We start from the raw sequence: 25,755 nt of genomic DNA, 5'->3' as shown, positions 1-25,755 counted from the left end.
GGAGTTAAGCATGGGTTTGCTTCGTGTTGCTTCGGCGGTGTCATTGTGTGCGGTGGCTTTTTCGGTCCAGGCCGGACAGTTGCCGATCGAAGTGCTCAGTGCGGTGGTCAAGGACCAGAAAATCGCCGATGCCGAAGTGCTGCTGCAACGTAACGGCGCACAGAATGTGGTGGGCCGCACCAACGCGCAGGGCCAAGTGACGCTGACCAGTGAGGCCGCCGATGATGCGAGCAACCTGCTGATCATCAAGAAGCCCGGCTACTCCAACCTGGTGGTGAAGTGCCCATGCGCGGGCATGACCTACGCCATCAGCCCGGTGATGGAAAACCTCGATGGCCTGCGTGTGGTGCTGACGTGGGGCAAGACGCCGAGTGACCTCGACTCCCACATGATTTTCCCCGGCAATAACATCTATTTCGAGAACCAGAAGGGGACCGACGCCGAGTTGGATGTGGATGACACCGACAGCTACGGCCCGGAAACCATCACCCTGCAGAAAAAACACTACGGCGAAAGCTACGTCTATGCCGTGCACGACTACAGCAATGGCGGCAACCCAGGCTCGCGCCAGTTGTCCGACAGCGAAGCCAAGGTGTTCGTGTACATGGGCCAATCGCTGGTGCGTACCTACTACGTGCCTAAGAACCGCAGCGGCAACCTGTGGACGGTGTTCCGCATGACCGGCAGCGGCGACTTCCAGGACATCAACACCTTCAGTGGCGTGACAGTGAATGCCGCCAACGTGCTGAACGAAGTCAAGCCGCTGCTGGATGACAGCGTCGCGGTCACCGCAGTCACCGTCAGCTCTTCCGTACAAACCGATGCGAAGCGTCTGAACCTGCAGGGTGAAGCGGCCTACCAGGCCGGCCAGCTGGACCAGGCCATTGACCTGTTCCGCCAGGCCATCGAACTGGACAATGGCTTCGGCAAGGCCTACGGCAACCTCGGCCTGGCTTATCAGAAAGCCGGTAACACTGCCGAGTCGATCTGGGCCAACCGCAAGGCTATCGCCCTTGCCACCGGCGCCAATGCTGCCACCGTGCGTGCAGGTGCCTACTACAACATTGCGCGGATCTACGAAGCGGCGGGGCAGTTCCCGGATGCGTTGCGTCACTACCAGTTGGCCAAGGAGCAGAAGGCCAACCCGGTGTATGACACGGCGATTGAGCGGGTACAGAATCGCTGATTCAGCTGTAGCGCAGTTCTGAAATGTGGGAGGGGGGCAATCCCCCTCCCACATTTGGTTTGTGGTGTTCCTACAGCCACAGTCGAACTTGTCGAATTTGGCCCAAGGCCATTGCTGCACCCTGTGTATCATCCTGTCTCTTTTTTCCATGCGACCTTTCTCGATTCGCTGAGCTCAGTGGGCTACGTTTTTAGGCCACCTTCAGCGGTCAATGGAGTGACAGCTTATGCACGACACCCTCCAGCAGGTCTTTGGTTATCCACAGTTTCGTTTGGGCCAGGAAGAAACGGTCAGCGCCGTACTGGCGGGTCGTTCGGCTGCGGCCATTTTTCCTACGGGGTCGGGCAAGTCCCTGTGTTACCAACTGTCGGCGGTGTTGCTGCCGCACCTGACACTGGTGGTGTCGCCGCTGCTGGCGTTGATGCAGGACCAGTTGGGCTTCCTGCAACGGCACGGTATTTCGGCGGGCAGTATCGATTCGGCGCAAAGCCGCGAAGACGCCAATGACGTGATGGCCCGCGCACGTTCCGGCGAGCTGAAAATCCTGATGATCTCGGTGGAGCGCTTGAAAAACGAGCGTTTTCGCCACTTCCTGCAAAGTGTGCAGATCTCGCTGCTGGTGGTGGATGAGGCGCACTGTATTTCCGAGTGGGGCCACAACTTCCGCCCGGATTATTTGAAGCTGCCGGACTACCAGCGCCAGTTCAAGATCCCACAAGCGCTGCTGCTGACGGCGACGGCCACGCCCAAGGTGATTGCCGACATGCAGGCCAAGTTCGCCATTGCGCCCGACGACGTGGTCACCACGGGCTTCTACCGGCCCAACCTCAACCTGTTGGTGGAGCCGGTCGCCGGTGCGGACAAACGTCGTCGCCTGGTGCAGTGGATGAGCGCGCGGGCCAACCAGCCCAGCATCGTCTACGTCACCTTGCAGAAAACCGCCGAGCAGATTGCCGAGCACCTGAACCGCAACGGCATCCAGGCCGAGGCGTATCACGCCGGCTTGCCCCACGACAGGCGTGAGGGCATCCAGCAGCGCTTCATGGGTGGGCGCTCCAATTGCATCGTCGCTACCATCGCGTTTGGCATGGGTATCGACAAGAGCGATATCCGCAATGTCGTGCATTTTGACCTGCCCAAATCCATCGAGAACTACAGCCAGGAAATCGGCCGCGCGGGGCGGGATGGGCAGCCCTCGGACTGCCTGGTGCTGGCCAACCGCGACAGCCTCAATGTGCTGGAAAACTTCGTGTATGGCGATACGCCGGAGCAGGACGGTATTCGGCGGGTGCTGGAAGAGTTGCAGGCAGCGCGCAGTGAGGGGCAATGGGAGTTCCTGCTGAGGTCGCTGTCGGACCACAGCAATATCCGCGAATTGCCGCTGAAGACGTTGCTGGTGCAACTGGAACTCAAGGGCGTTATCGCGCCGCGCTACGCGTTTTATGCCGAGTACCGCTTTAAGTACCTGGTCGAGCCCGAGGCCCTGCTGGCGCGTTTTTCCGGCGAGCGCCAGCAGTTTGTCGCGGCGATCATCCAGGTGTGCAAACGCGCAAAAACCTGGGCGACCGTGGATTTCGACGCGCTTTACCAGCAACACAATGCCGAGCGCAGCCGGGTGGTGAAGGCCCTGGATTACTTCCAGGAACAAGGCCTGATCGAGTTGGAAAGCAAGCAGATGACCGAAGTCTACAGCCTGCTGGATACCGACTTTGATCCACAGGTGTTGAGCGCCGAGTTATACACAGGCTTCAAGCAGCACGAGGTGACGGAAGTGGCGCGGATTCACGCCATGCTCGATCTGTTCGCCACCGAACATTGCCTGGGGCAGCGGCTGGCGCATTACTTTGGTGATGAAAACGCACCGCTGCGCTGCGGGCACTGCTCCGTATGCCACGGCCACGTCGCGCATCTGCCGGCGCCGCCGAGCCTGCCGCCGCTTGTGGATAAAAACTTCATGGGGCTGTGCGGTGATTTTATCCACAGGCATCATGAGCACACCGGCCAACTGCCAGGCCCTGAGCGGCTGACACGTTTCCTGGGCGGTATCAGCGTGCCGTTGTTTACCAAGTTGAAGGCGCGCGGCATTCCTGGTTTTGCTGCGCTGGAGGACTATCCCTACGCCGATGTGCGTGAGTGGGCCCAAGTCCATTTGAATGACCTGTAACCCTACTTTCATGAGACGTGCCCATGCCTGACTCAATGCCGCAACGCGCCGATTACCGTCACTTCCAGTCGATCATCACGCGCTGGCACGACAACGATGTGTACGGCCATGTGAACAATGTCACCTACTACAGCTTCTTCGACACGGCGGTGAATACTTACCTGATCGAACAGGGTGGGTTGGATATTCATGACGGTGAGGTGGTGGGGTTTGTGGTGAGTTCGGCGTGCGATTACTTCGCGTCGATTGCCTTTCCCGACCGCCTGGAAATCGGCCTGCGGGTGGGCAAGTTGGGCAACAGCTCAGTGCAGTACGAATTGGCGGTATTCAAGGCAGGCGAAGAGGAGGCCTGTGCGGCGGGGCGTTTTGTGCATGTGTTCGTGGATCGGGGGACGAACCAGCCGGTGACGATTCCGGGGATGTTGCGCGAGGCGTTGCAGCGGTTGATGGTCTGACTTCGGCGTTGCAGGCACCACGGAACTCAATGTGGGAGGGGGCTTGCTCCCGATAGCGGTGGGTCAGCCAGTACACGGGTGGCTGATACTCTGCTATCGGGAGCAAGCCCCCTCCCACATTGGTTTTGCGCTGTTTTTTAGCGCTTAGCGGTGACGGTAGTGATGCTTGTTCTTGCGATGCCCGTAGGCATGGCCACGGCCGCGATGGTCATCGCGGTCATAACGGCGGTTATCACGACTACGACGATCATCATCATCGCTCTTGTTGCCCATGTAGTTGCCCAGCGCACCGCCCGCGCCACCGCCGGCCGCTGAACCGATCAGTGCACCGGTGCCGCCGCCGACACTGCGGCCCACCACGTTGCCGCCGGCTGCGCCCAGTGCGCCGCCAATGGCTGCTTCGCCGCGGCTGCGCTTATCGGCGCCGACTGCGCTACCGCCTGCGCCACCCAGGGCCGCGCCGATGGTCGAACCGGTGTTGCCGCCCAACTGCTGGCCGACAACCGAGCCAAGAACCCCGCCCAATGCGCCGCCCACACCGGCTTCGGTGGTGCCACCGGCCATGGCTGCGCCACTGACCAGGCCAAGGGACAACAAGAGAATCGAGGAGAACTTCATAGAGAGACCTCAAGAGGATGACGGCGCGATCCTGAGGCCGTATTGACATGGTTACAATAGAAATCCGACCAGTAACACGAGTTGTACACAATTCTCTAAGTTACTGTTTTAACTCGGGAACTTAAGTGATTTTTGCGAGTCTTTAGCTACTTCGGAACGGCCGCTTTTATGCAAAAGCGGCCTTTTTTGTGCCCGAAATGATCAGTCAGGCCGAACGCGCCATGATCAGCCCATTGTCACTCGCAGCTTCCAAACGTATCGCCACGAACTTCGACGTCGGTGTATGGCTGCCATCCCCAGTGCTTTCCAGTGGCACCAGCGGGTTCACTTCTGGGTAGTAAGCCGCAGCCTGCCCCGCCGGAATATCAAACGCCAACAAGGTGAAGCCCTTCACTCGACGTTCACGACCGTCTTCCCACAACGACACGATGTCGGCTTTCTGCCCCGGCTTGAAGCCCAGGCGGATGATGTCGGCTTCGTTGACGAACAGCACGTCACGCTGGCCTTTGACCCCGCGATAACGGTCGTCCAGGCCATAAATGGTGGTGTTGTACTGATCGTGGGAGCGCATCGACTGCATGATCAGGTCCGGTACGCGGCCCGTGGCGTGGGTACGCTCGTGGATCAGGTCCTTGGGCAGGATGTTCGGGCGGAAGTTGGCACGGCCCGAAGGGGTGTTCCAACGCCGTGCACCAGCGGAGTTGCCCAGGTAGAAACCACCAGGGTGTTTGAGGCGTTCGTTGAAGTCCTTGAAGCCTGGGATGGTATCGGCGATCAGGTCGCGAATGCGGCTGTAATCGGCCACCAACCAGTTCCAGTCCACCGGTGTGCTGCCCAAGGTCGCGGCGGCGATGCCGGCGAGGATGGCCGGTTCCGATTTCATCAACTTCGACAGCGGCTGCAGTTGGCCGTTGGAGTCGTGGACCATGCTGAACGAGTCTTCCACCGTCACGGCTTGCGGGCCTTCGGCCTGGATGTCGATGTCGGTGCGGCCCAGGCACGGCAGGATCAGCGCGTCTTTGCCGTGCATCAAGTGGCTGCGGTTGAGCTTGGTGCTGATCTGCACGGTCAGGTCGCAATTGCGCAGCGCTTCGAAGGTGCGCGGGCTGTCCGGCGTGGCTTGGGCGAAGTTGCCGCCCAGGCCGATAAACACCTTGGAGCGGCCTTCAAGCATGGCGTGGATCGCTTCCACCACGTTGTGCCCGTTGGTGCGCGGTACCTGGAACTGGAAGCGCCGCTCCAGAGCGTCGAGGAACGCCACCGGTGGGCGCTCGTTGATACCCATGGTGCGGTCGCCCTGCACGTTACTGTGGCCACGCACCGGGCATAGGCCAGCGCCGGGGCGGCCGATGTTGCCGCGCAGCAGCATCAGGTTGGCGATTTCCTGGATAGTCGGCACCGAGTGGCGGTGCTGGGTGATACCCATCGCCCAGCACATGATCACGTTCTTGCCCTTGGCGTACATGCGCGCCGCTTGCTCGATCTCGACCAGGGGCAGGCCGGACTGCGCGACGATTTCATCCCAGGAGGTATCGTCGATCTGGCCCAGGTAATCGAGCACGTTGGCGGTGTGTTCATTGAGGAAATCGTGGTCGAACACGGCCTCCTTGCCTTCGGCCTGAGCCTGGCGCTCCCACAGCAGCAGGAACTTGGCCATGCCACGCAGGATCGCCATGTCGCCACCCAGGGCTGGGCGGAAGTACGCGGTGTTGGTCGGCTTGTCGCCGTTGGTGAGCATTTCCAGCGGGTGCTGCGGATGCTGGAAGCGTTCCAGGCCGCGCTCCTTGAGGGGGTTGATGCACACCACCTGGGCGCCACGTTTCACCGCTTCGCGCAGCGGTTCAAGCATACGAGGATGGTTGGTGCCGGGGTTCTGGCCCCAGACGAAAATCGCATCGGCATGTTCGAAGTCATCAAAGGTCACGGTGCCTTTGCCGACGCCCACGCTCTGCGCCAGGGCCACGCCGCTGGCCTCGTGGCACATGTTCGAGCAATCCGGGAAGTTGTTGGTGCCGTAGGCGCGCACGAACAGTTGGTACAGGTACGCCGCTTCGTTACTGGCACGGCCCGAGGTGTAGAACTCAGCCATGTCCGGGCTGGGCAGGGCGTTGAGGTGTTTGCCGACCAAGTCGAAGGCCGCTTCCCAGCTGATGGGGGTATAGCGGTCGGTTTCAGCGTCGTAGCGCATTGGCTCGGTCAGGCGGCCTTGGTACTCAAGCCAATAATCGCTTTGCTCCAGCAGGGCGGTGACGCTGTGCTTGGCGAAGAATGCCGCATCGACGCGGCGCTTGGTGGCTTCCCAGTTGACCGCCTTGGCGCCGTTTTCGCAGAACTTGACCATGCCGCTTTCCGGCGAGTCGCCCCAGGCGCAGCCCGGGCAGTCGAAGCCGCCGTTCTGGTTGGTCTTGAGCATCATGCGCAGGTTTTTCAGCGCGTTGTCGCTGGTCAACCACGCCTGTGCCACGCTGATCAGCGCCCCCCAGCCGCCAGCCGGGCCCTTGTAGGGCTTGTAGCGCGGGGTTGGGGTTTGGTCGGCTTGATGATGATTGCTCACGGCTGGTTCTCCATCGCAGGGCTGTAGACCCGCGGCGCACTTTTCTGCGGCAGGTGGATGAGATTGAGGTTATGTCGGCGGGCCCATTGCAGGGCCAGGCCGGTGGGCGACGACAGGCTGACCAGGGTCTGGATGCCCGCGCGCAGGACTTTCTGGATCAATTCGAGGCTGCAACGGCTGGTGACAATCGCCAGCCCGCCGTCGGTCGGGATCTGTTGGCGGATAAGTGCGCCGATCAACTTGTCGAGAGCGTTGTGCCGGCCGATGTCTTCACGGCCCATGAGCAATTCGCCCTGGTTATTCATGAACACGGCCGCATGCACCGCACCGCTGTACTGGCCCAGGGGCTGGAACGCACTGATGCGCTGGCGCAGGCCGTCGAGCCACTCGGCAGGCGGCAAGGGCGCGCCGGGCAGCACTTGAAGGTCCGGCAGGGCCTGTTCCACTGCTTCCACTCCACACAGGCCGCAGCCGCTGGTGCCTGCCAGCTGGCGGCGCTGCTGCTTGAGGTTCCAGAACGCACGGCTGGAAATCTGCACCTGGGCGTATTGGGTCGAGCCCGAACCGCTGAGTTTCAGATCATAAATATCGCTGACGTCGGCGATAATGCCGCTGCCGATGCTGAACCCGACAATAAAGTCTTCCAGGTCCGTCGGCGTGACCAGCATGACCGCTTGGCTGATGTCGTTGTAGGCAATCGCCAACGCCACTTCTTCCGCCAAGGCTGTGCTGGCGACTTCGGTGTGCTCAAGGTTGCAAAACTGGTAGCTCTGGCTGGCGACGGGCGCGGACGTTTCCGGAGCAGGCGCCGCGCAGGCTGGGCGCTTGGCGTTCATGGGGCAGTACCACCGGCGGATTGATCAGTGTTTAGACTAGGCGCGACAAAGCGTCGCGTCTAATTGCCAGTACTGATCTACCGATAGATGACGTCGATCAAGACTCTGTTTGCGATTTCTGAAACAGCGCGAAACACGCCTCCGCCAGCGCCGAGCGAGGCGCGCTGCGCCGCATGATCAGGCCCAGGCGCGCCAGGGTGTGGGCGTCTTCGATAGGTTGCAGGCGCAAATGTTCGGTGAGGGCGTCCAGGCCGCCGTCCAGCGGCATGACTGCGCAGCAGAGTCCGCCATGCACAGCTTGTAACAACTGATGCACGGCGTCGGTTTGTAACAGCGGCTGCGGGTGCAGGCCCCGGCTGTGGAAGTTGTGGTCGATGGACTGACGGAAGTGCATGCCACTGGTGAGCATGCCCAGGGGCAATTCGATCAATGCCTCCCAGCTCAGCGGCTTGTCGCCAAAACTGAAATAGCGCTGGTCGTAAAGCAGGCCCATGCGGGTTTCGCCGAGGGCCAGGGAGTCGAAGCGCTCGTTGTCCAGGCGGTCGAGGTAGGACACGCCCAGGTCCAGGCGATTGCTCGCCAACTGTTCGAGGATCTGCTCGGAACTGAGGGCCGAGAGCTCAAAGCGCAGGCTCGGATGCTCCTTGTGCAGTTGTTGCATCAACGCCAGTGGATCAAAGCTCGACAACGGCACCACCCCCAGGCGCAACGTACCCACCAGGTTGCCACGACAGGCGGCTGCTTCGGCCTGCAAACCGTCATAGGCCGCCAGCACCGTGCGTGCCCAGGCCAGTACCCGTTCGCCAGGGGCGGTAAAACCTTCGAAACGCTGGCCGCGATTGACCAGCGGCAAGTCCAGCTCTTCTTCAAGGCTGCGCAGACGCATCGACAGGGTGGGCTGGGTGATGTGGCAACGCGCCGCGGCCTGGCCGAAGTGACGGGTCTCGTCGAGGGCGATGAGGAATTTCAGCTGCTTGATGTCCATCTTCGCTCCAGGGCTTATTCCAATGGCGGGGGGATTCTAGCGCGTTTGGGTCTTTGGTCGGGCTGGAACCCAAGCGTTTAGGGTTGGTCTAGTCTTTGGCATCTGGAAATCAAACATCAAGGAGAGCACACCATGAGTCTTTTGAGCTTTGTAAAGGAAGCCGGCGAGAAGTTGATCGATCTGTTGACGCCGGGTAATGCAAACGCCAGTGAGCAGTTGAAGGAACACGTGGCGAAGGTGGGTCTGGGTAATCCGAATGTGCAGACCACGGTGGATGGCGACAAAGTGACCGTAACCGGCGAAGTCGCGACCCAGGAAGAGAAAGAGAAGATTCTGCTGGCGCTGGGCAATATTGCCGGTGTGGCCAGTGTGGATGACCAGATCACCGTATCCGGCCCGGCGGTTGCCGCCGCCCGCTTCGTCGTGGTGAAAAAGGGCGACACCCTCAGCGCAATTTCCCTGACGGTGTATGGCAACGCCAACCTGTACAACAAGATCTTCGAGGCCAACAAGCCGCTGTTGTCCCATCCAGACAAGATTTACCCAGGGCAGACGTTGCGTATTCCTGAGTAATACACAAAGTAAAAATGTGGGAGGGGGCTTGCTCCCGATAGCGGAATGTCAGTCGACATCAAGGTGACTGATGCACCGCTATCGGGAGCAAGCTCCCTCCCACATTTGATCAGAGCCCGACAATGAGATCGCGGTAGTCACCAACTGCTGCAAACTCGCCCGTGTCCTTCGGCCCTTTTTTGCTGTCCGGCTCTTTCACCGCCAACAAGTGCCCCACACCAAACGCCCGGGCACTGCGCAGGATCGGCAAGGTATCGTCGATAAACAGGCTGCGCGCCGGGTCGAACTGGATGTCGGCTTGCAGGGCATCCCAGAACTGTGGGTTTTCCTTGGCGAAACCATAGTCGTGGGAGCTGATCAATCGCTCGAAATACGGCGCCAGTTCAATGCGTTCCAACTTCAACGACAGCGAATCACGATGGGCGTTGGTGATCAGGATCACGCGCTTGCCGGCCTGTTTGATCGCCGTCAGGAAGGTGTCGGCATCCGGGCGCAGGGCGATCAGGTGGGCGGTTTCCAGTTTGAGTTCGCGCACCGGGATGTTCAGTTCCGCACTCCAGAAGTCCAGGCAATACCATTGCAACTGTCCGGCGTTACGCTCGAACAGAGGCTGCAACTCCATCTCGGCCATGGCCCGGCTCACCCCGTGCAACTCGGCGTAACGCTGGGGCAGGTGCTCCATCCAGAAGTGGTTGTCGTAATGCAGGTCGAGCAGGGTGCCGTCCATGTCCAGCAGGACAGTGTCGATGGCGTGCCAGGGCAAAGAGGGCATGGTGCGGTCTCATGTAAGTAAAGATATCCGACACAGACAATCGGAAAAGCCACGGTATAGTAACCCGATCACGCCAAGGAGCCGCTTATGCGCCAGAAACCCACCGTCCTCGCCCGCGAAATAGTCGCCAGTAGCCGTTTGTTTCGCGTGGAGGAAGTGCAATTGCGCTTTTCCAATGGCGTTGAACGGACCTACGAGCGCCTGGTAGGCCGCGGTGCCGGTTACGGCGCGGTGATGATTGTGGCGATGATCGACGAGGATCATGCGTTGCTGGTTGAGGAGTACTGCGGCGGCACTGATGAATATGAGCTGTCCTTGCCCAAGGGCCTGATCGAGCCGGGTGAAGACGTGCTGGCGGCGGCTGACCGTGAGCTCAAGGAAGAAGCCGGCTACGGCGCACGGCAGCTGGAGCACATTACCGAACTGTCGTTGTCCCCTGGCTACATGAGCCAGAAAATCCAGGTGGTGCTCGCCACCGAACTCTATGAAGAACGCCTGGAAGGCGATGAGCCCGAGCCGATGCGCGTGGAGCGGGTCAACCTGCGCGAGCTGTCGCAGCTTGCGCAAAACGAGCAATTCAGCGAAGGCCGCGCCCTGGCCGCGCTGTACCTGGTACGAGATTTGTTGATTCAGCGTGGAGCGTTTACCCCATGAGCGAACTGTTTTTAGGCCACCCGTATATCGCCCCTGTGATCGAGCTGGCTCGCCAGGCGGGTGAAGTGATCCTGCCGTATTGGCGCGCCGATGTGGCGGTGACCTCCAAGGCCGATGATTCGCCGGTCACGGCGGCCGACCTGGCCGCCCACCATCTGATTCTCGCAGGCCTTACCGCACTGGACCCGAGTATCCCGGTGCTGTCTGAAGAAGACGCCGACATCGACCAGAGCGTACGTGCCGGCTGGCAGCGTTGGTGGCTGGTGGACCCGCTGGATGGCACCAAGGAATTTATCGCCGGCAGCGAAGAGTTCACCGTCAATATTGCCCTGGTCGAACAGGGCCGCGTGGTGTTCGGTGTGGTATCCATGCCCACCAGTGGCCGTTGCTACTTCGGGGGGGCCGGCCTGGGGGCGTGGCGCTCCGATGTGAACGAAGCGCCCAGGCAGATCCAGGTGCGCGAGGCACCGGCAATGGGTGAGGCGTTTACCGTGGTTGCCAGCCGCCGGCATACCAGCCCCGAGCAAGAGCGTTTGCTGGACGGGTTGAGCGAAGGATTGGGTAAGTTGAAGCTGGCGAATATCGGCAGTTCGTTGAAGTTCTGCCTGTTGGCTGAGGGCAGTGCCGATTGCTACCCGCGCCTGGCGCCGACTTCGCAGTGGGATACGGCGGCGGCGCAGGGCGTATTGGAAGGGGCGGGCGGCGAGGTGCTGGAGTTGAGTGGCGAGCCGTTCAGCTATCCGGCGCGGGCATCGTTGTTGAATCCGTTTTTCCTGGCGTTGCCGGCGAAGGCGGCGTGGCGTGAGCGCTTGCTGACCTTGGCCCGCTCTTAATACCTCAGCCGATCTAAATGTGGGAGGGGGCTTGCCCCCTCCCACATTTTTTTGTGTATTGGCTTCTAGCGGTGCAGGACGTATTGGCCAGTGAAGGCTACCGCTTTTTCGTCACTGCCCTCATTCACGATCCACGTGTCCAACGTCAGCCGCGCCCGGCCATAGCGCTTGTAGGTCGCTAAAAAGCGCTTCCACACCTTCTCCTCCGGCGCCGCGCAAAGGGCGGTCGCATCTTGCGTCACCGGCAGTGGATAGCTGATCTGCCCTTCCTGAATCACGATATGCCCGTCTTCAATCCCTTCCACGCGCAGTTGCAGGTGCATCCAGCCCCAACCCGCCAGCACCGCACCGCAATAGAGGCTGCCGCCGAACATGGTGCTCTTGTGGTTGATATTGGCTTGCAGGGGCAGGTGCAGCCGCAGTTGCCCGTCTTGCCAGTCGAGCACCTTGAGGCCCATTTCGCGGGTCAGGGGGATGTCGTGGTGGAGGATGGATTCCAGGTAACGGCTGTCGCGGCTCATGGGGGCCTCTTGATGGGTGGGCAGGGTCATTCGTCGTCAGCGCTTTGGTTGGCGAAGTTCAGGCCGTGTTTGCGCAGTTTGTCGTGCAGGGTCTTGCGCGGTACGCCGAGTGCTTCGGCGAGGCTGCGCATGGAGCTGTGGGGGCGGGTCAGTTCGGCGGCGATCAGGCTTTTTTCGAACTGCTCGACCTGCTCGCTCAAGCCGCCCGGCGTGGAAGTCAGCACGCTGCTGGCGGGACTGTCCGGCGTGTTGTCCAGCGCCAACTCCAGGCCCAAGGCAAAGCGCTCGGCGGCGTTCTGCAATTCGCGCACATTGCCCGGCCAATTGTGGCGTAACAGCAGCGCGCGTTGGCCCGGTTGCAACTCGTGCAACGGTAGGCCGTGGCGGCTGCTGGCTTCGTCGGCGAAGTGCTGGAACAGCATCAGCGCGTCTTCACCGCGCTCGCGCAGTGGCGGAATGCGCAATGGCGCGACGTTGAGGCGGTAATACAAGTCGGCACGGAAGCGGCCCTGGTCGGCGGCCTGGCGCAGGTCTTCCTTGGTGGCGGCGATGATGCGGATATCCAGCGGGATCAGCTGATTACCGCCGAGGCGCTCCACCACACGCTCCTGTAACAGGCGCAGCAGCTTGACCTGCACGTCCAGGCTCATGCTTTCGATTTCATCGAGGAACAACGTGCCGCCATTGGCGAATTCGAACTTGCCGATGCGGCGTTTTTGCGCGCCGGTAAAGGCGCCGGGCTCATGGCCGAACAGTTCACTTTCCACCACCGATTCGGCCAACGCCCCGGCGTTTATCGCCACAAACGGCCCGCTGCGCCGGCTCGACAGGTCGTGCAGCGCGCGGGCCACCACTTCCTTGCCAGCGCCGGTTTCACCGAGGATCAGCACATCGGCACGGGTCGCGGCCAGGGCGCCGATCTGCTCGCGCAGGCGCAGCATTTGCGGGGAGTGCCCGACAAGGCGCGTGCTCAACTGCTGGCGGTCACTGAGGGCCAGGCGCAGGCTGCGGTTGTCGAGTACCAATCGGCGCAGGGCCAGGGCGCGGCGCACGCTGTCGAGCAGGGCGTCGCTGGAGAAGGGTTTCTCGAGGAAGTCATAGGCACCCGCGCGCATGGCCTGCACCGCCAACGGCACGTCGCCGTGGCCGGTGATCAGCAGCACCGGCAGGTCCGGATCCTGGGCGTGCAGATCGGCCAGCAGCTCCAGGCCGTCCATGCCGGGCATGCGGATATCGCTGACCACCACGCCCGGCCAATCCCGCGACAGGCGCGCGGTGAGGCCGTTGGCTTCGCCCAGGGTCAGGACTTTCAGCCCGGCCAGGTCCAGGGTCTGGCACAGGGCCTGACGCAAGTGTGGATCGTCGTCGATCAACACCACCTGAATCTGGTTATCGATACTCATACACTGCGGTCCTCGGACGGTTGCAGACTGACGCCCGGCGAGCCGGCGCGTAATTTCAAGGTTAACAGCGCGCCGCCTTCCTTGTGGTTGGCAAACAGCAGTTCGCCACCAAAGGCACGCATCAGGGTTTCACAGATCGCCAGGCCCAGGCCCAAGCCTTGGGTGCGCGTCTTGGTGGTGTAGAACGGTTCGCTGGCGCGGCCTAACGCTTCCATGCAAAAGCCTGGGCCATTGTCGCGAATGTACAGGTTGACGCCCTGGGCGGTGGTTTCGGCACTCAGCCACAGTTTGCGCGGCGGGCCTTTTTCGGTGAGGGCGTCGAGGGCGTTGGCCAGCAGGTTGCCCAGCACCTGGCGCAAGCGGGTTTCGCCGGCCTGCACCCACAGGGTCGCTTCCGGCAAATCGCGGATCAACTCGACTTCCATCGACCGCCGCCGCTTGGCCAGCAGCGCCAGCGCATCGTCCAGCGCCGGTTGCAGGGCCACGCTTTCCGGGGCATGGCGGTCGCGCCGGGCGAAGGCGCGCAGGTGCGCGATGATCGAGGCCATGCGCCCGGTCAGTTCGCTGATCAGCTTGAGATTGCCCCGGGCATCGCTGGTGCGCTCATGGTCGAGCAGGATCTCGGCGTTTTCCGCATAGCTGCGGATCGCCGCCAGGGGTTGATTGAGTTCGTGGCTGATACTCGCCGACATGGTGCCCAGCGCCGACAGCTTGCCGGCCTGCACCAGGTCATCCTGGGCGCGCACCAGTTCCTGCTGGGCGTGTTCGCGCTCCAGCACTTCCTGTTTGAGGCGTCGGTTCAGGCCTTCCAGATCGCTGGTCCGTTCGACCACACGCATTTCCAGCTCGCGGCGGGCCTTGGCTTCGAAGGCGATACGTTCCAGGTAGTGGCGACGGCGTTGCATCAACAGGCCCAGCAGCAGCATCAACACCAGCAATGTGGCGCCGCCCACGGCGACCACCGTGCGCACCGGGCGGCTGATCAAGGATTGTGGTGCAAGGATCTCCACATTCCAGCCGGTCTCGGCAATGGCGGTGGATTGGCGCAGCCATGCGCTGTTGCTCAGGGTCAGCGGCTGCGGGTCACGTGTGGGGTAGGGCTGGATGGCAATGATGGCCTGGCGCTCTTCGGCGGTCAGCGGCCGCGTGGCACGGAAGCGCCATTGTGGACGCGACGTGAGGATCACCACGCCGTTATGGTCGGTGACCAGCAGTTGCTCGGGCGTGTTGCCCCACAGGCTTTCGGTGTGGTCCAGGTCGACCTTGACCACCAGGACGCCGATTATTTTGTCGCCATCGCGCACGGCGGCGGCGAAGAAATAGCCGCGCTTGGCCGAAGTGGTGCCCAGACCGAAAAACCGCCCCAGGCGCCCGGCCATGGCTTCGCTGAAATAGGGCCGGAACGAGAAGTTGCGCCCGACGAAACTGTCCTGCTTGTCCCAATTGGACGCGGCGAGGGTCTTGCCGGTGGTGTCCATCAAATACATCACTTCCACCCCGGCCTGGGCGGCGACGTCCTTGAGCAGCAGGTTGGCGTTGACCAGATTGGTGCTTACCTGTGGTGCATCCAGCGCCGTGCGCAAGGCCGGCAAGTCGCCGAGAATCTGCGGCAGCACTTCATAGCGATGCAGGGTGCCCAGCAGGTTGGCGACGTACAGGTCGAGGGTCTGGCGGTTTTGCCCGGCCAGTTCGCTGCGATAGTAGCGCTCGGCCAAATGCTCCAGCGGCCACAGCAGCGGTGCCAGGCACAGGGCCAACAGGGCGAGGCTGCGCCAGCGGGGTCTTCGCGGAAGGGGTGGGGTCATGGGAGTCGTGCGCCTGTGGGTACAGGCGCATTATGCCTAGTGCTGCCCGGCAAGACACTCGCGCAGTGCGTCTTGCCACAGCGGCTGAGTGACGTGCCATTGCTGGCGCAGGTGGCTGCAATCGAGGCGTGAGTTAAGCGGGCGCCGCGCGGGCGTCGGGTAGGCGCTGGACGGGATCGCCTCCAGTTCGGCACAGGCACGGCCGCTGGCGCGCAGATGCTCGCCAATCGCTTGGGCAAAACCGAACCACGAGGTTTCACCCTCGGCGGTCAGGTGATAGATGCCCCATTCCCCGGCCTTGCCAGCTTGCCAACGCTCGATCAGGGCGAGCGTACTGTCGGCAATGGTCCCGGCCCACGTCGGCGCGCCGATCTGGTCGGCGACGATGCGCAGGTGGGGTTTCTCCTGCAGCAGGCGCTGCATGGTCAGCAGGAAGTTCTTGCCGTGGTTGGAGTAGACCCAACTGGTGCGCAGGATCAGGTGTGCGCCGCCTACTGCGGCAATCGCCCGCTCACCGGCCAGTTTGCTCTGGCCGTAGACGCCCAGGGGGTTGGGCGTGTCAGCTTCGGCGTAGGGCGCCGGCTTGCTGCCGTCGAACACGTAGTCGGTGGAGTAGTGGATCAACGGGCTGTCCAGGGCCTTGGCTTCCTCGGCGAGAACACCGGGGGCGATGGCGTTGAGGGCGAAGGCGAGGTCCGCTTCGCTTTCAGCTTGATCCACAGCCGTGTGGGCGGCGGCGTTGATGATCAGGTCGGGGCGATGGGCGCGCACCTGCTGGCGAATGTGTTCGGCGTCGGTCAGATCGAGTTGCTCGCGGCCAAGCACAATCAGTTTGCCCAGGCCCTGAAGCTGCGTTTGCAGCGCCTGGGAGACTTGGCCGTGTTGGCCGGTGATCAGGATTTTCATGGGAATAGATCGGCGTCCATCAGCAGTTTTCCAGCCTGGTCCTTGGCGGACAGTTGCGGCGGATCGGTCAGTTCCCAGTCGATTGCGAGTGTCGGGTCGTTCCACAGGATGCTGCGTTCCGCGCTCGGCTGGTAGTAGTCGGTGGTCTTGTACAGGAACTCGGCGGAGTCGCTCAGCACCACAAACCCATGGGCAAACCCTTCCGGCACCCACAGCTGGCGATGGTTCTGCGCCGACAAACGCACGCTGACCCATCGCCCGAAGTTCGGCGAGCTGCGGCGAATGTCCACGGCGACGTCCAGCACTTCACCGGCGGTAACCCGCACCAGTTTGCCCTGGGTGTGCTCCAGTTGGTAATGCAGGCCCCGCAGCACGCCTTTTTGCGAGCGCGAGTGGTTGTCCTGGACAAACTCGCGCTTGAGCCCGGTGGCCGCTGCAAAGGCGCGAGCATTGAAGCTTTCGTAGAAAAAACCACGCTCGTCACCGAACACCTTGGGCTCGATGATCATTACGCCGGGGAGTGAGGTGTCAACGACGTTCACCGGTTGTCTCCCGCCAGGGTGTGCAGGTATTGGCCATAGCCGGTTTTGCCGAAGTATTGGGCGCGTTCGAGCAGATGGTCGCGGTCGATCCAGCCGTTGCTGTAGGCGATTTCTTCGAGGCACGCCACTTTGAGGCCCTGACGGTGTTCGATGGTCTGCACGTACTGTGATGCTTCCAGCAAACTGTCGTGGGTGCCGGTATCCAGCCAGGCGAAACCTCGACCGAAGCGCTCCACCTGCAAGTCACCGCGCTTCAAGTAAGCGTTGTTGACGTCGGTGATTTCCAATTCGCCACGGGCGGAGGGTGTGACGGATTTGGCGATGCTGACCACGTCATTGTCGTAGAAATACAGGCCGGTGACGGCATAGCTTGATTTGGGGGTGATGGGTTTTTCTTCGATGGACAGGGCGCGGCCTTCGCTGTCGAAGTCGATCACGCCGAAGCGCTGCGGATCCTTGACCCAATAACCAAATACCGTGGCACCTTTGCCGCGCTTGACCGCTGCATGTAATTGCTCGCTGAAACGCTGGCCGTGGAAAATGTTATCGCCCAGGATCAGGCACACGGGGTCGTCACCGATGAACTGTTCGCCAATCAGAAAGGCCTGTGCCAAGCCGTCCGGCTGCGGTTGTTCGGCGTAGCTGAAGCTGACGCCAAACTGGCTGCCATCGCCCAGCAGGTTGCGGTATTGCGGTAAGTCCGCCGGGGTGGAAATCACCAGGATTTCTTTGATGCCTGCCAGCATCAGCACCGAGATCGGGTAGTAGATCATCGGCTTGTCATACACCGGTAGCAGTTGCTTGGACACGCCCAGGGTGATGGGGTGCAAGCGGGTGCCGGAGCCACCGGCCAATACGATTCCTTTCATCATGCAATCAGATCCCTCGTGTCGGTATTGCCTAAGCGTTCACCCTGATAACTGCCGTCCTGAACCCTGCGGCACCATTCCAGGTTATCGAGGTACCACTGCACGGTTTTGCGCAGCCCGGTTTCAAAGGTCTCTTTGGGTACCCAGCCCAGTTCGCGTTCGATCTTGCCGGCATCGATTGCGTAGCGTTGGTCGTGCCCTGGACGGTCCTTCACGAACGTGATCAGGTCGGTGTATGTCTCCACCCCGTGGGGATGCTGCGGGGCCAATTCCTCCAGCAGGGTGCAGATGCTGCGGACCACATCGATATTCTTCTGCTCGTTGTGGCCGCCGATGTTGTAGGTCTCGCCGACCACGCCTTGTGTCACGACGGTGAGCAATGCCCTGGCATGGTCTTCGACAAACAACCAGTCGCGCACCTGCAAACCATCACCATAGACCGGCAATGGCTTGCCTGCGAGGGCGTTGAGGATGACCAGCGGGATCAACTTCTCGGGGAAATGGAAGGGGCCGTAGTTGTTGGAGCAGTTGGTCAGCAGCACGGGCAGGCCGTACGTGCGTTGCCAGGCGCGGACCAAGTGGTCGGACGCGGCTTTGCTGGCCGAGTAGGGCGAGCTGGGCGCGTAAGGCGTGGTTTCGCTGAACAAGTCGTCCACGCCGTGGAGGTCGCCGTAGACTTCGTCGGTGGAAATATGGTGGAAGCGAAACGCACGTTTTTCTGGCTCGGCGAGTGTTTGCCAATAGCCACGGGCGGCCTCCAGCAGGCTGTAAGTGCCGACGATATTGGTCTGGATAAAATCCGACGGGCCGTCAATCGAACGGTCTACATGGGATTCGGCGGCCAGGTGCATGATCGCGTGGGGTTCGAAGCGTGCGAGCACGGCGCTGACGGCGGCCTGGTCGATAATATCGGCCTTAACGAACTCATACCGGCTATTGGACGCGATGCTGGTCAGCGATTCCAGGTTGCCGGCGTAGGTGAGCTTGTCGAGGTTGAGCACCTCGTGCTCGGTGTGCTGAATCAAGTGACGTATCAAGGCAGAACCAATAAAACCGGCGCCACCGGTAATGAGAATGCGCATGTCGGGGGCCCTTTCCTTAGACGGACGTTTAGCGAGTGCAGCATAGCCTGTGTTGTGGTGCTGGGCAGGACGGCATGTGTGTGGGGGTTGCGTAAACCCCCTGAAAAATGGCGATATACACCTCTAAAAATTCGAGGTCATCCCCCCATGCTGCTCGCCACGTTGATCCATCGCGCCAGTCTGCCCTGCCCCCAAGTAGGTGCCGATCAGGCGGCTCAACTTCTCATGCAGCATTACGGGCTTGCTGGCACGTTGCAGTCACTGGGCAGCCAGCAAGACCTCAATTACAAAGTCGACAGCACCCGCGGCCGGTTTGTTCTGAAAATCTGCCGGGGCGACTACGCCGCGGTTGAGCTGCAGGCCCAGCACGCGGCCCTCAACACCCTGCAGGCCGTGCGTGTGCCCAAGGTCATCAAGGCCCTGAGCGGTGAAGAGCTTTTGAGCGTGACGGTCGATGGCCAGCCCCTGCACCTGCGGCTGCTGGATTATATCGACGGCCAGCCGTTGACCCATCTGCCGCATTTGGGGCGCGACGTGATCGCAGGCTTTGGCGACCTGTGCGGGCGCATGAGCCTCGCGCTGGCTGATTTCTCGCACGCTGGACTGGACCGTACCCTGCAATGGGACCCGCGCCATGCTCGGGAACTGATCCCCCATCTGTTGGCCACCCTGGAAAACCTGCCCCACCGCGCCGTACTGGAACAGGTGGCCGAGCAGGTTGAACAGCGCATTCGCCCCCTGGCCGACCGCCTGCCCAGGCAAGCGGTGCACATGGACATCACCGATGACAACGTGGTCTGGCAGCGCGATGCGCAACGGCGCTGGCAACTGCAAGGCGTCATCGATTTCGGCGACCTGGTGAACACCTGGCGGGTTGCCGACCTGTCGGTGACCTGCGCGGCCCTGTTGCACCATGCCGAGGGCGACCCTTTTGCCATCCTGCCGGCGGTCCAGGCCTGCCACGCCGTGACCCCGCTGCAGCGCGAGGAATTGCAGGCATTGTGGCCGCTGATCGTCGCCCGTGCGGCAGTGTTGGTATTAAGCAGCGAACAGCAGCAACGCCTGGAACCGGACAACACTTATCTATTGAAAAACGCCGAGCACGAGTGGGAAATTTTCCATGTGGCGACGTCGGTGCCGTTTGAACTGATGGAGGCTGCGATTCTCAGTAGTGTCGGTGAGACGCTGCCGTCGGTTGCCAGCCAGGACTTCGCGCCGTTGCTGCCGGGCCTGGTGGGGCGTGAGTTCGCGCTGATCGACCTGGGCGTGCTCAGCCCGCATTTCGAAGCCGGCAACTGGGAACTGCCGGGCATTGATCGGCATCTGCTGGATCAGGCGGCAACCGTACATGGGCTGGCGGCAAGTCGTTATGGCCAATATCGGCTGTCGCGTACCTGCCCGGACAGTGCCGCCGAACCGCACACTTTTCCCCTCCACGTAGAGCTGCATTTGCCCCATGGCACGGTGTTGGAGGCGCCTTTCGCCGGAACGCTGCATCAGGACGCCGACGGCCTTGTGAGCGTGCAAGGGGTTGAGCTGAGCGTGCGGTTGTGGGGCGTGAACACGAGGTTGAAGCCCGGTTCATTGCTGGTGAAGGGGCAGGTCCTCGGTGAGGTCCATGGGCCGCTGACCGTGCAACTGTGTCGTGCCGACCTCGAACCGCCGCTGTTTTGCACACCGTCCCGTGCCTTGGCCTGGCAAGCGTTGTGTCCATCACCTGCGGCATTACTGGGACTGGCCTGCGATGCCGAGCCGGAGCTCGACCCCCACGCGCTGCTGGCCCGTCGGGACGCCAGTTTCGCCCGTTCGCAGAAACACTATTACGTCGACCCGCCACGCATCGAGCGCGGCTGGCGCAACCACCTGATCGATATGCAAGGCCGTTCCTACCTGGACATGCTCAATAATGTCGCCGTGCTGGGTCACGGCCACCCGCGCATGGCGGCGGTGGCGGCGCGGCAATGGTCGCTGCTCAATACCAACTCGCGGTTTCACTATGCGGCCATTGCCGAGTTTTCCGAGCGCTTGCTGGCGCTGGCGCCGGAGGGTATGGATCGGGTGTTCCTGGTCAACAGCGGCACCGAGGCCAACGACCTGGCCATCCGCCTGGCCTGGGCCTACAGCGGTGGGCGCGACATGCTCAGTGTGCTGGAGGCCTATCACGGCTGGTCGGTGGCGGCGGATGCGGTGTCCACCTCGATTGCCGACAACCCCCAGGCCCTGAGCAGCCGCCCGGAGTGGGTCCACCCGGTCACCGCGCCGAACACCTATCGCGGTGAATTCCGCGGGCAGGACAGTGCGCCGGACTACGTACGAAGCGTGGAACATAACCTGGCGAAAATCGCTGCGAGCAAGCGCCAATTGGCCGGGTTTATCTGTGAGCCGGTGTATGGCAACGCCGGCGGCATCTCCCTGCCGCCGGGTTACTTGCAGCAGGTGTACGGGTTGGTGCGTGCCCAGGGCGGCGTGTGCATCGCCGATGAAGTGCAGGTCGGCTACGGCCGCATGGGGCATTTCTTCTGGGGCTTCGAAGAGCAGGGCGTGGTGCCCGACATCATCACCATGGCCAAAGGCATGGGCAACGGCCAGCCACTCGGCGCGGTGATCACCCGTCGCGAGATCGCCGAGGCATTGGAGGCCGAGGGGTATTTCTTCTCATCGTCGGGGGGCAGCCCGGTGAGTTGCCGGATCGGCATGGCGGTGCTGGATGTGATGGAAGAAGAAAAATTGTGGGAAAACGCCCAAGTGGTTGGCGGGCATTTCAAGGCGCGGTTGGAAGCACTGATCGACCGTCATCCTCTGGTGGGCGCGGTTCACGGTTCCGGTTTCTATCTGGGCCTGGAGTTGGTGCGTGACCGGCAAACCCTGGAGCCCGCCACCGAAGAGACCACCCTGTTGTGTGATCGATTGCGGGAATTGGGGATTTTCATGCAGCCGACTGGCGATTATTTGAACATCCTCAAGATCAAGCCGCCGATGGTGACGTCCAGGCGCAGCGTGGACTTCTTTGTCGACATGCTGTCGAAGGTGCTGGATGAGCAATTGTAAATAATCGATTGTTATCGGCAATTGACTGTCACATTTATCAGTTAGCCTGTTTGTTCGCTTTTAAAGCCGATTTTTATCCGTTATAAAGTCGGCCTTTACCCCATTCGGAGTCCTGATCGCCATGACCACCCTGCACAGCACGCCCCGCGCCGATGGCTTCCACATGCCCGCCGAATGGGCGCCACAAACCCAAACCTGGATGGTGTGGCCCGAGCGCCCGGACAACTGGCGCCTGGGCGGCAAGCCCGCGCAGGCCGCTCACGTGGCCGTGGCTAAGGCCATCGCCCGTTTTGAGCCGGTGACCGTGGCGGTTTCTGCCGGCCAGTACGAAAATGCCCGTGCCCGTCTGGACGTGCCGAATATTCGGGTGGTGGAAATGTCCAGCGATGACGCCTGGGTGCGTGATACCGGGCCGACGTTCGTGATCAACGACCGTGGCGAAGTGCGCGGCGTGAACTGGGATTTCAACGCGTGGGGCGGCTTTGACGGTGGCCTGTACTCGCCGTGGAACCGCGACTCGCAGGTGGGCGGCAAGATCCTCGAAATCGAGCGCGCGCCGCGTTACCGCACAGAGGGCTTCGTGCTGGAAGGCGGCTCGATCCACGTCGACGGCGAAGGCACCCTGATCACCACCGAGGAATGCCTGCTCAACCGCAACCGTAATCCGCACCTCGACCGTGCCGAGATCGAAGCGGTACTCAGCGCCAACCTGGCTGTGGATAAGATCATCTGGCTGCCAGACGGCCTCTTCAACGACGAAACCGATGGCCATGTGGATAACTTCTGCTGCTACGTGCGCCCGGGCGAAGTGTTACTGGCCTGGACCGACGACCCGCAAGACCCGAACTACGCGCGTTGCCACGCCGCCATGGCCGTCCTGCAAAGCAGCACCGACGCCCAGGGGCGCTCGTTCACAGTGCATAAAATGCCGATCCCGGGGCCGTTGTATGCCACTGAGGAAGAGTGCGCCGGGGTCGACCCGGTGGACGGCACACAGGAACGTAATCCGACCGTGCGGTTGGCGGGTTCCTACGTCAACTTCCTGATCGTCAACGGCGGCATCATCGCGCCAAGTTTCGACGACCCGCTGGACAGTGAAGCCAAGGCCATCTTGCAGAACCTGTTCCCGCAGCACGAAGTGGTGATGGTGCCGGGCCGTGAACTGTTACTGGGTGGCGGGAATATCCACTGCCTGACCCAACAACAGCCGGCTCCGCATAAAAACTGAGTGCAGTTGTAACAACGCCTTTTCTGCGAACGGGCGCTACTCAGTCTGAGCATTTACAGCGAGCCCACGGCCCAACACGGTCGTGGGCTTTTTTGTGTCCGACCACCTATAAATACGCGACATTGGCATAGCTCTTGTATCGGTGTTGCCCCAGTGGCCCAGGGTGATGACCGCATAGTTCTGTCATAAACCTTGAGTAAGTTAGCCGCTCACGCAGTAGGAGAGAGCGCTGAAATGAATGCCAATATCAACCCGATGTACACGCGCACCTTCCACCCTTCGCGGGTCGACAGTGACGCGATCCATTCGCTGGGGCTCTGGTTGAAGGAAAACGGCTCGCGACAGGTCAGGCAGCAGCCGGATTTGCGCAGTGTGATGAATGAGCGCTACCCGGTGGGGTTGTTCAGCGAGGATGAAATGCACGCGTTGTGCGAGTTGATGAGTAACTGAAAAAATATCGTTGACCCCGTAGCAGTTGCCTCGCTTGCGCTCGACAGCTGTTACGGGATTGGTGTTTTTGTATCGGGTTAGAAACTGTAGGTCCCCGTCACCACCAGATTACGCGGCTCGCCCGGCTGAATTTGCGCCACGCTGGTCGCCGATTCGTAGTAGTTTTTGTCGGCAATGTTGTTCAGCGCCGCGCGTACGTCCCATTCTTTCTGCCGGAACCCGACCAACGCGTCCCAACGGCCATAACCCGGCAGCACCACGGTGTTGAGGCTGTCGGCGTAACGGTCGCCGACCAACGTCAAACCGGTCTCCGCGTACCAGCCCATCTCCGGTTTCCAGGTGAGGAACAGGCTGCCGTTGCGCTTGGCCACGTCGCTGACGCGCTTGCCTTCAAAGCCATTGTTGTCCTTCTCGACCTTGGCATCCTGCAGGCCGATGCCGCCGCGTACATACCAGTTGCCGACGATCTTACCGGTGGCCGTCAGCTCCACGCCGCGTGAACGCTGCAGGCCGCTGAGCAGGGTGATGGTGCGGTCCAGCGGGTCGCTTGTGCGGCGGTTGTAGAGTTCCAGTTCGTACACCGCCAGGGTGGTGCTCAGGCGGTCGTCGAGCCAGTCGCTTTTCACGCCGATTTCTTTTTGCTTGGTCAGTTCGGGGCTTAGGTCGTTGACGCTGCCGGCGGCGTTCGGGGTAATACCGATCAGGCCGCCACCGGCCGGGGAGAAGGTCTTGCTCCACGAGGCATAGAACGAGTGGTGTTCCAGGGGCGTCCACACCAGGCCAAAGCGCGGGCTGGTGCTGTGGCTTTTGACGTCTTGCCGGGTATTGAGCAGTTTGTTTTTGGTGTCCACTTCGAAACGGTCGTAACGCAAGCCGGCCAGCACTTGCCACTGATCGTTCAGGCGCAGTTGGTCTTGCACATACAGGGCGCGGCTTTCGACTTCGGTGTGGTTGTTACTCGATACGCTCATGCGCCCGGTGTGGCTCAGATTACGGTTGGGCTGGTTGAGGTCCAGAGTTGGCACGGCCGAGACGGGGGCGGTGTACAGTTTTGGATCGCGGCGCTGGCTGCCCAGCTCAAGGCCGGTGAGCAGGCGGTGTTCGAGGCCGAAGGTGCTGAAACCTCCCTCCAACTCGACGTTGTTGAAGACGTTGAGGGTAGTCAGGTCTTGTTGCCAGCGTTGGCGCGTCACCCGATTGGTCGAGGCAACGTAGGCGGTCTGGTAGGTATTGTCGAAATCGCTGTCGAGCTTGAACACGCCCAAGGTCTGGCGCAGTTGCCAGTTGTCGTTGAGTTCGTAGGCCAGCTTGGAGCGCAGGGACTGGGACTTGTCGTCGATGTAATCGCGGTTGTCACCGTAGGTGGTGCTGCGACTGACGTCGGCGGGGCGGCCGTTGACGCCGGGGATGCCGCGATCGGGCGTGCGGTTGTAGCGGCTGTATTCGTATTGCACCAGCCAGTTCAGATCCGGTGTGAGCTGCCAGCTCATGGACGGCGCGAACAGTTGGCGGTTGCCACTGACGCCGTCGCGGAAGCTGTTGTTGTCCTGGTTGCCCATGTTCAGGCGCAGGCTGATGTTATCGCTGGGGTCGGTGCTCAGGTCGGCATACACACTGCGCAAATCATTGCTGCCGCCCTGGGCTTCGATGCTCGACTTATGCCCGGCCGTTGGCAGTTTGCTCACGCGATTGACGATCCCTCCCTGGCCGCCTCGCCCGTAAAGCACCGCTGCCGGGCCTTTGAGCACTTCGATACGCTCGATGTTGTGCAGGTCGCGTACGTACTGGCTGTCGTCGCGAATGCCATCCAGGTAGAAGTCGTTGCTCGCGTCGAAGCCACGGATGCGCAAACTGTCGAAGCGCGTATCGGCACCGCTGCTCACATTGGGGATGCCGCTCAAGGCCTGGCCCAGGTCGTTGGTGCCGTAGGAGCGCAGGCTTTCGGTCTTCACCGAGTCGATGGCCTGGGGCACATAACGCACGGGGGTAGCGGTGCGAGTAGCGGTGCTGGTTTCCTTGACGCGCGGGTCGTCTTCGTCAGCTTCGGCGCTGATCGAGGTTTCGGGCAAGGTTGTGGCCGCACAGGCAAAACCGGCAGACAGCAGAACAGAAAGCCCAAGGGTCATGGGCGTCAGGCGAAGGGCAGGCATGGTGAAATGCATCCAAAGTGTTTGGCAGGAAAAGCGCGCTAATGGTAATGCTTTGCATTTGCGCGCGTTATCTATTACCAAACGTATCGACTTTGAAATGTGTTACTAGATGTGTTTTCGG

22 protein-coding genes are annotated in these 25,755 nt (G+C 61.5%); 9 read left to right on the top strand and 13 right to left on the bottom strand.

From position 1 onward, the window contains the following. Window positions 1-10: 10 nt before the first annotated feature. From HCF10_RS16555 to HCF10_RS16545, 3 genes are all read left to right on the top strand, one after another. Complete coding sequence (locus HCF10_RS16555) at window positions 11-1,186, top strand: tetratricopeptide repeat protein (RefSeq protein ID WP_167655975.1); 1,176 nt, start codon at window positions 11-13, stop codon at window positions 1,184-1,186. A 226-nt stretch (window positions 1,187-1,412) separates the two neighbouring features. Next, complete coding sequence (locus tag HCF10_RS16550; protein ID WP_167655974.1) at window positions 1,413-3,350, top strand: RecQ family ATP-dependent DNA helicase; 1,938 nt, start codon at window positions 1,413-1,415, stop codon at window positions 3,348-3,350. Between the two features lie 23 nt (window positions 3,351-3,373). Further along, entirely contained in the window at window positions 3,374-3,805 is a 432-nt protein-coding gene (locus HCF10_RS16545; RefSeq protein WP_167655973.1) for an acyl-CoA thioesterase, read from the top strand. A gap of 144 nt (window positions 3,806-3,949) precedes the next feature. On the opposite strand, the gene HCF10_RS16540 is transcribed toward HCF10_RS16545, so the two are convergent. From HCF10_RS16540 to HCF10_RS16525, 4 genes are all read right to left on the bottom strand, one after another. Continuing rightward, a complete protein-coding gene (locus tag HCF10_RS16540) occupies window positions 3,950-4,423 on the bottom strand; it encodes a glycine zipper domain-containing protein (RefSeq protein WP_167655972.1) in 474 nt (157 codons plus the stop codon). A gap of 205 nt (window positions 4,424-4,628) precedes the next feature. Further along, complete coding sequence (locus tag HCF10_RS16535) at window positions 4,629-6,977, bottom strand: FdhF/YdeP family oxidoreductase (RefSeq protein WP_131696963.1); 2,349 nt, start codon at window positions 6,975-6,977, stop codon at window positions 4,629-4,631. Then, complete coding sequence (gene fdhD / locus HCF10_RS16530) at window positions 6,974-7,813, bottom strand: formate dehydrogenase accessory sulfurtransferase FdhD (protein ID WP_167655971.1); 840 nt, start codon at window positions 7,811-7,813, stop codon at window positions 6,974-6,976. The genes HCF10_RS16535 and fdhD overlap by 4 nt, the downstream gene beginning before the upstream one ends. 97 nt (window positions 7,814-7,910) lie before the next feature. Then, window positions 7,911-8,798: a LysR family transcriptional regulator gene (locus HCF10_RS16525; RefSeq protein ID WP_048725293.1), complete on the bottom strand. Its 888-nt coding sequence runs from the start codon at window positions 8,796-8,798 to the stop codon at window positions 7,911-7,913. Window positions 8,799-8,930: 132 nt separating this feature from the next. Between HCF10_RS16525 and lysM the strand changes: the two genes are divergently transcribed. Then, on the top strand, window positions 8,931-9,371 hold the full coding sequence (lysM, locus tag HCF10_RS16520; RefSeq protein ID WP_053140321.1) for a peptidoglycan-binding protein LysM: 441 nt from the start codon (window positions 8,931-8,933) through the stop codon (window positions 9,369-9,371). A 109-nt stretch (window positions 9,372-9,480) separates the two neighbouring features. On the opposite strand, the gene yrfG is transcribed toward lysM, so the two are convergent. Continuing rightward, window positions 9,481-10,143: a GMP/IMP nucleotidase gene (gene yrfG, locus HCF10_RS16515; protein WP_167655970.1), complete on the bottom strand. Its 663-nt coding sequence runs from the start codon at window positions 10,141-10,143 to the stop codon at window positions 9,481-9,483. Between the two features lie 87 nt (window positions 10,144-10,230). Between yrfG and nudE the strand changes: the two genes are divergently transcribed. Together nudE and cysQ are read left to right on the top strand one after the other, a co-directional pair. Beyond that, complete coding sequence (gene nudE / locus HCF10_RS16510; protein WP_131696960.1) at window positions 10,231-10,797, top strand: ADP compounds hydrolase NudE; 567 nt, start codon at window positions 10,231-10,233, stop codon at window positions 10,795-10,797. After that, window positions 10,794-11,630, top strand: a complete 837-nt coding sequence (gene cysQ, locus HCF10_RS16505) for a 3'(2'),5'-bisphosphate nucleotidase CysQ (RefSeq protein WP_167655969.1) — start codon at window positions 10,794-10,796, stop codon at window positions 11,628-11,630. Before nudE ends, cysQ begins: the two co-directional genes overlap by 4 nt. Window positions 11,631-11,695: 65 nt before the next feature. Here cysQ and HCF10_RS16500 read toward each other — a convergent pair whose 3' ends face one another. Genes HCF10_RS16500 through rfbB form a run of 7 tightly spaced genes read right to left on the bottom strand, consistent with a single transcriptional unit; the run spans window position 11,696 to window position 18,758 of the window. Continuing rightward, a complete protein-coding gene (locus HCF10_RS16500) occupies window positions 11,696-12,151 on the bottom strand; it encodes a YiiD C-terminal domain-containing protein (RefSeq protein ID WP_167655968.1) in 456 nt (151 codons plus the stop codon). Between the two features lie 26 nt (window positions 12,152-12,177). Continuing rightward, window positions 12,178-13,554, bottom strand: coding sequence for a sigma-54-dependent transcriptional regulator (locus tag HCF10_RS16495; RefSeq protein WP_167655967.1), 1,377 nt, complete (start codon window positions 13,552-13,554; stop codon window positions 12,178-12,180). Continuing rightward, entirely contained in the window at window positions 13,551-15,359 is a 1,809-nt protein-coding gene (locus HCF10_RS16490; protein WP_131696956.1) for a sensor histidine kinase, read from the bottom strand. The genes HCF10_RS16495 and HCF10_RS16490 overlap by 4 nt, the downstream gene beginning before the upstream one ends. Window positions 15,360-15,395: 36 nt before the next feature. Next, window positions 15,396-16,265, bottom strand: a complete 870-nt coding sequence (rfbD, locus tag HCF10_RS16485; protein ID WP_167655966.1) for a dTDP-4-dehydrorhamnose reductase — start codon at window positions 16,263-16,265, stop codon at window positions 15,396-15,398. Then, window positions 16,262-16,807, bottom strand: a complete 546-nt coding sequence (gene rfbC / locus HCF10_RS16480) for a dTDP-4-dehydrorhamnose 3,5-epimerase (protein WP_167655965.1) — start codon at window positions 16,805-16,807, stop codon at window positions 16,262-16,264. The genes rfbD and rfbC overlap by 4 nt, the downstream gene beginning before the upstream one ends. Next, window positions 16,804-17,679, bottom strand: coding sequence for a glucose-1-phosphate thymidylyltransferase RfbA (gene rfbA / locus HCF10_RS16475; RefSeq protein WP_131696953.1), 876 nt, complete (start codon window positions 17,677-17,679; stop codon window positions 16,804-16,806). Before rfbA ends, rfbC begins: the two co-directional genes overlap by 4 nt. Next, window positions 17,676-18,758, bottom strand: a complete 1,083-nt coding sequence (gene rfbB / locus HCF10_RS16470) for a dTDP-glucose 4,6-dehydratase (RefSeq protein WP_167655964.1) — start codon at window positions 18,756-18,758, stop codon at window positions 17,676-17,678. Before rfbB ends, rfbA begins: the two co-directional genes overlap by 4 nt. Before the next feature lie 147 nt (window positions 18,759-18,905). Here rfbB and HCF10_RS16465 point away from each other — a divergent pair, with 147 nt between their 5' ends. From HCF10_RS16465 to HCF10_RS16455, 3 genes are all read left to right on the top strand, one after another. Further along, window positions 18,906-21,806 carry an aminotransferase gene (locus tag HCF10_RS16465; protein ID WP_167655963.1) on the top strand — a complete coding sequence of 967 codons (2,901 nt, stop codon included), beginning with the start codon at window positions 18,906-18,908 and terminating at the stop codon, window positions 21,804-21,806. 121 nt (window positions 21,807-21,927) lie between these two features. Further along, window positions 21,928-23,034: an agmatine deiminase gene (gene aguA, locus HCF10_RS16460; protein WP_131696950.1), complete on the top strand. Its 1,107-nt coding sequence runs from the start codon at window positions 21,928-21,930 to the stop codon at window positions 23,032-23,034. A gap of 234 nt (window positions 23,035-23,268) precedes the next feature. Beyond that, entirely contained in the window at window positions 23,269-23,484 is a 216-nt protein-coding gene (locus tag HCF10_RS16455) for a hypothetical protein (protein ID WP_131696949.1), read from the top strand. Between the two features lie 77 nt (window positions 23,485-23,561). Here HCF10_RS16455 and HCF10_RS16450 read toward each other — a convergent pair whose 3' ends face one another. Continuing rightward, entirely contained in the window at window positions 23,562-25,634 is a 2,073-nt protein-coding gene (locus HCF10_RS16450) for a TonB-dependent receptor (RefSeq protein ID WP_145335841.1), read from the bottom strand. Window positions 25,635-25,755: the final 121 nt, after the last annotated feature.

The organism is Pseudomonas sp. B14(2022), from assembly GCF_012030485.1.
Classification (GTDB): Bacteria; Pseudomonadota; Gammaproteobacteria; order Pseudomonadales; family Pseudomonadaceae; genus Aquipseudomonas.
The sequence above is the reverse complement of the archived record's forward strand: the minus strand, read 5'-3'. Positions and strand labels throughout refer to the sequence as shown.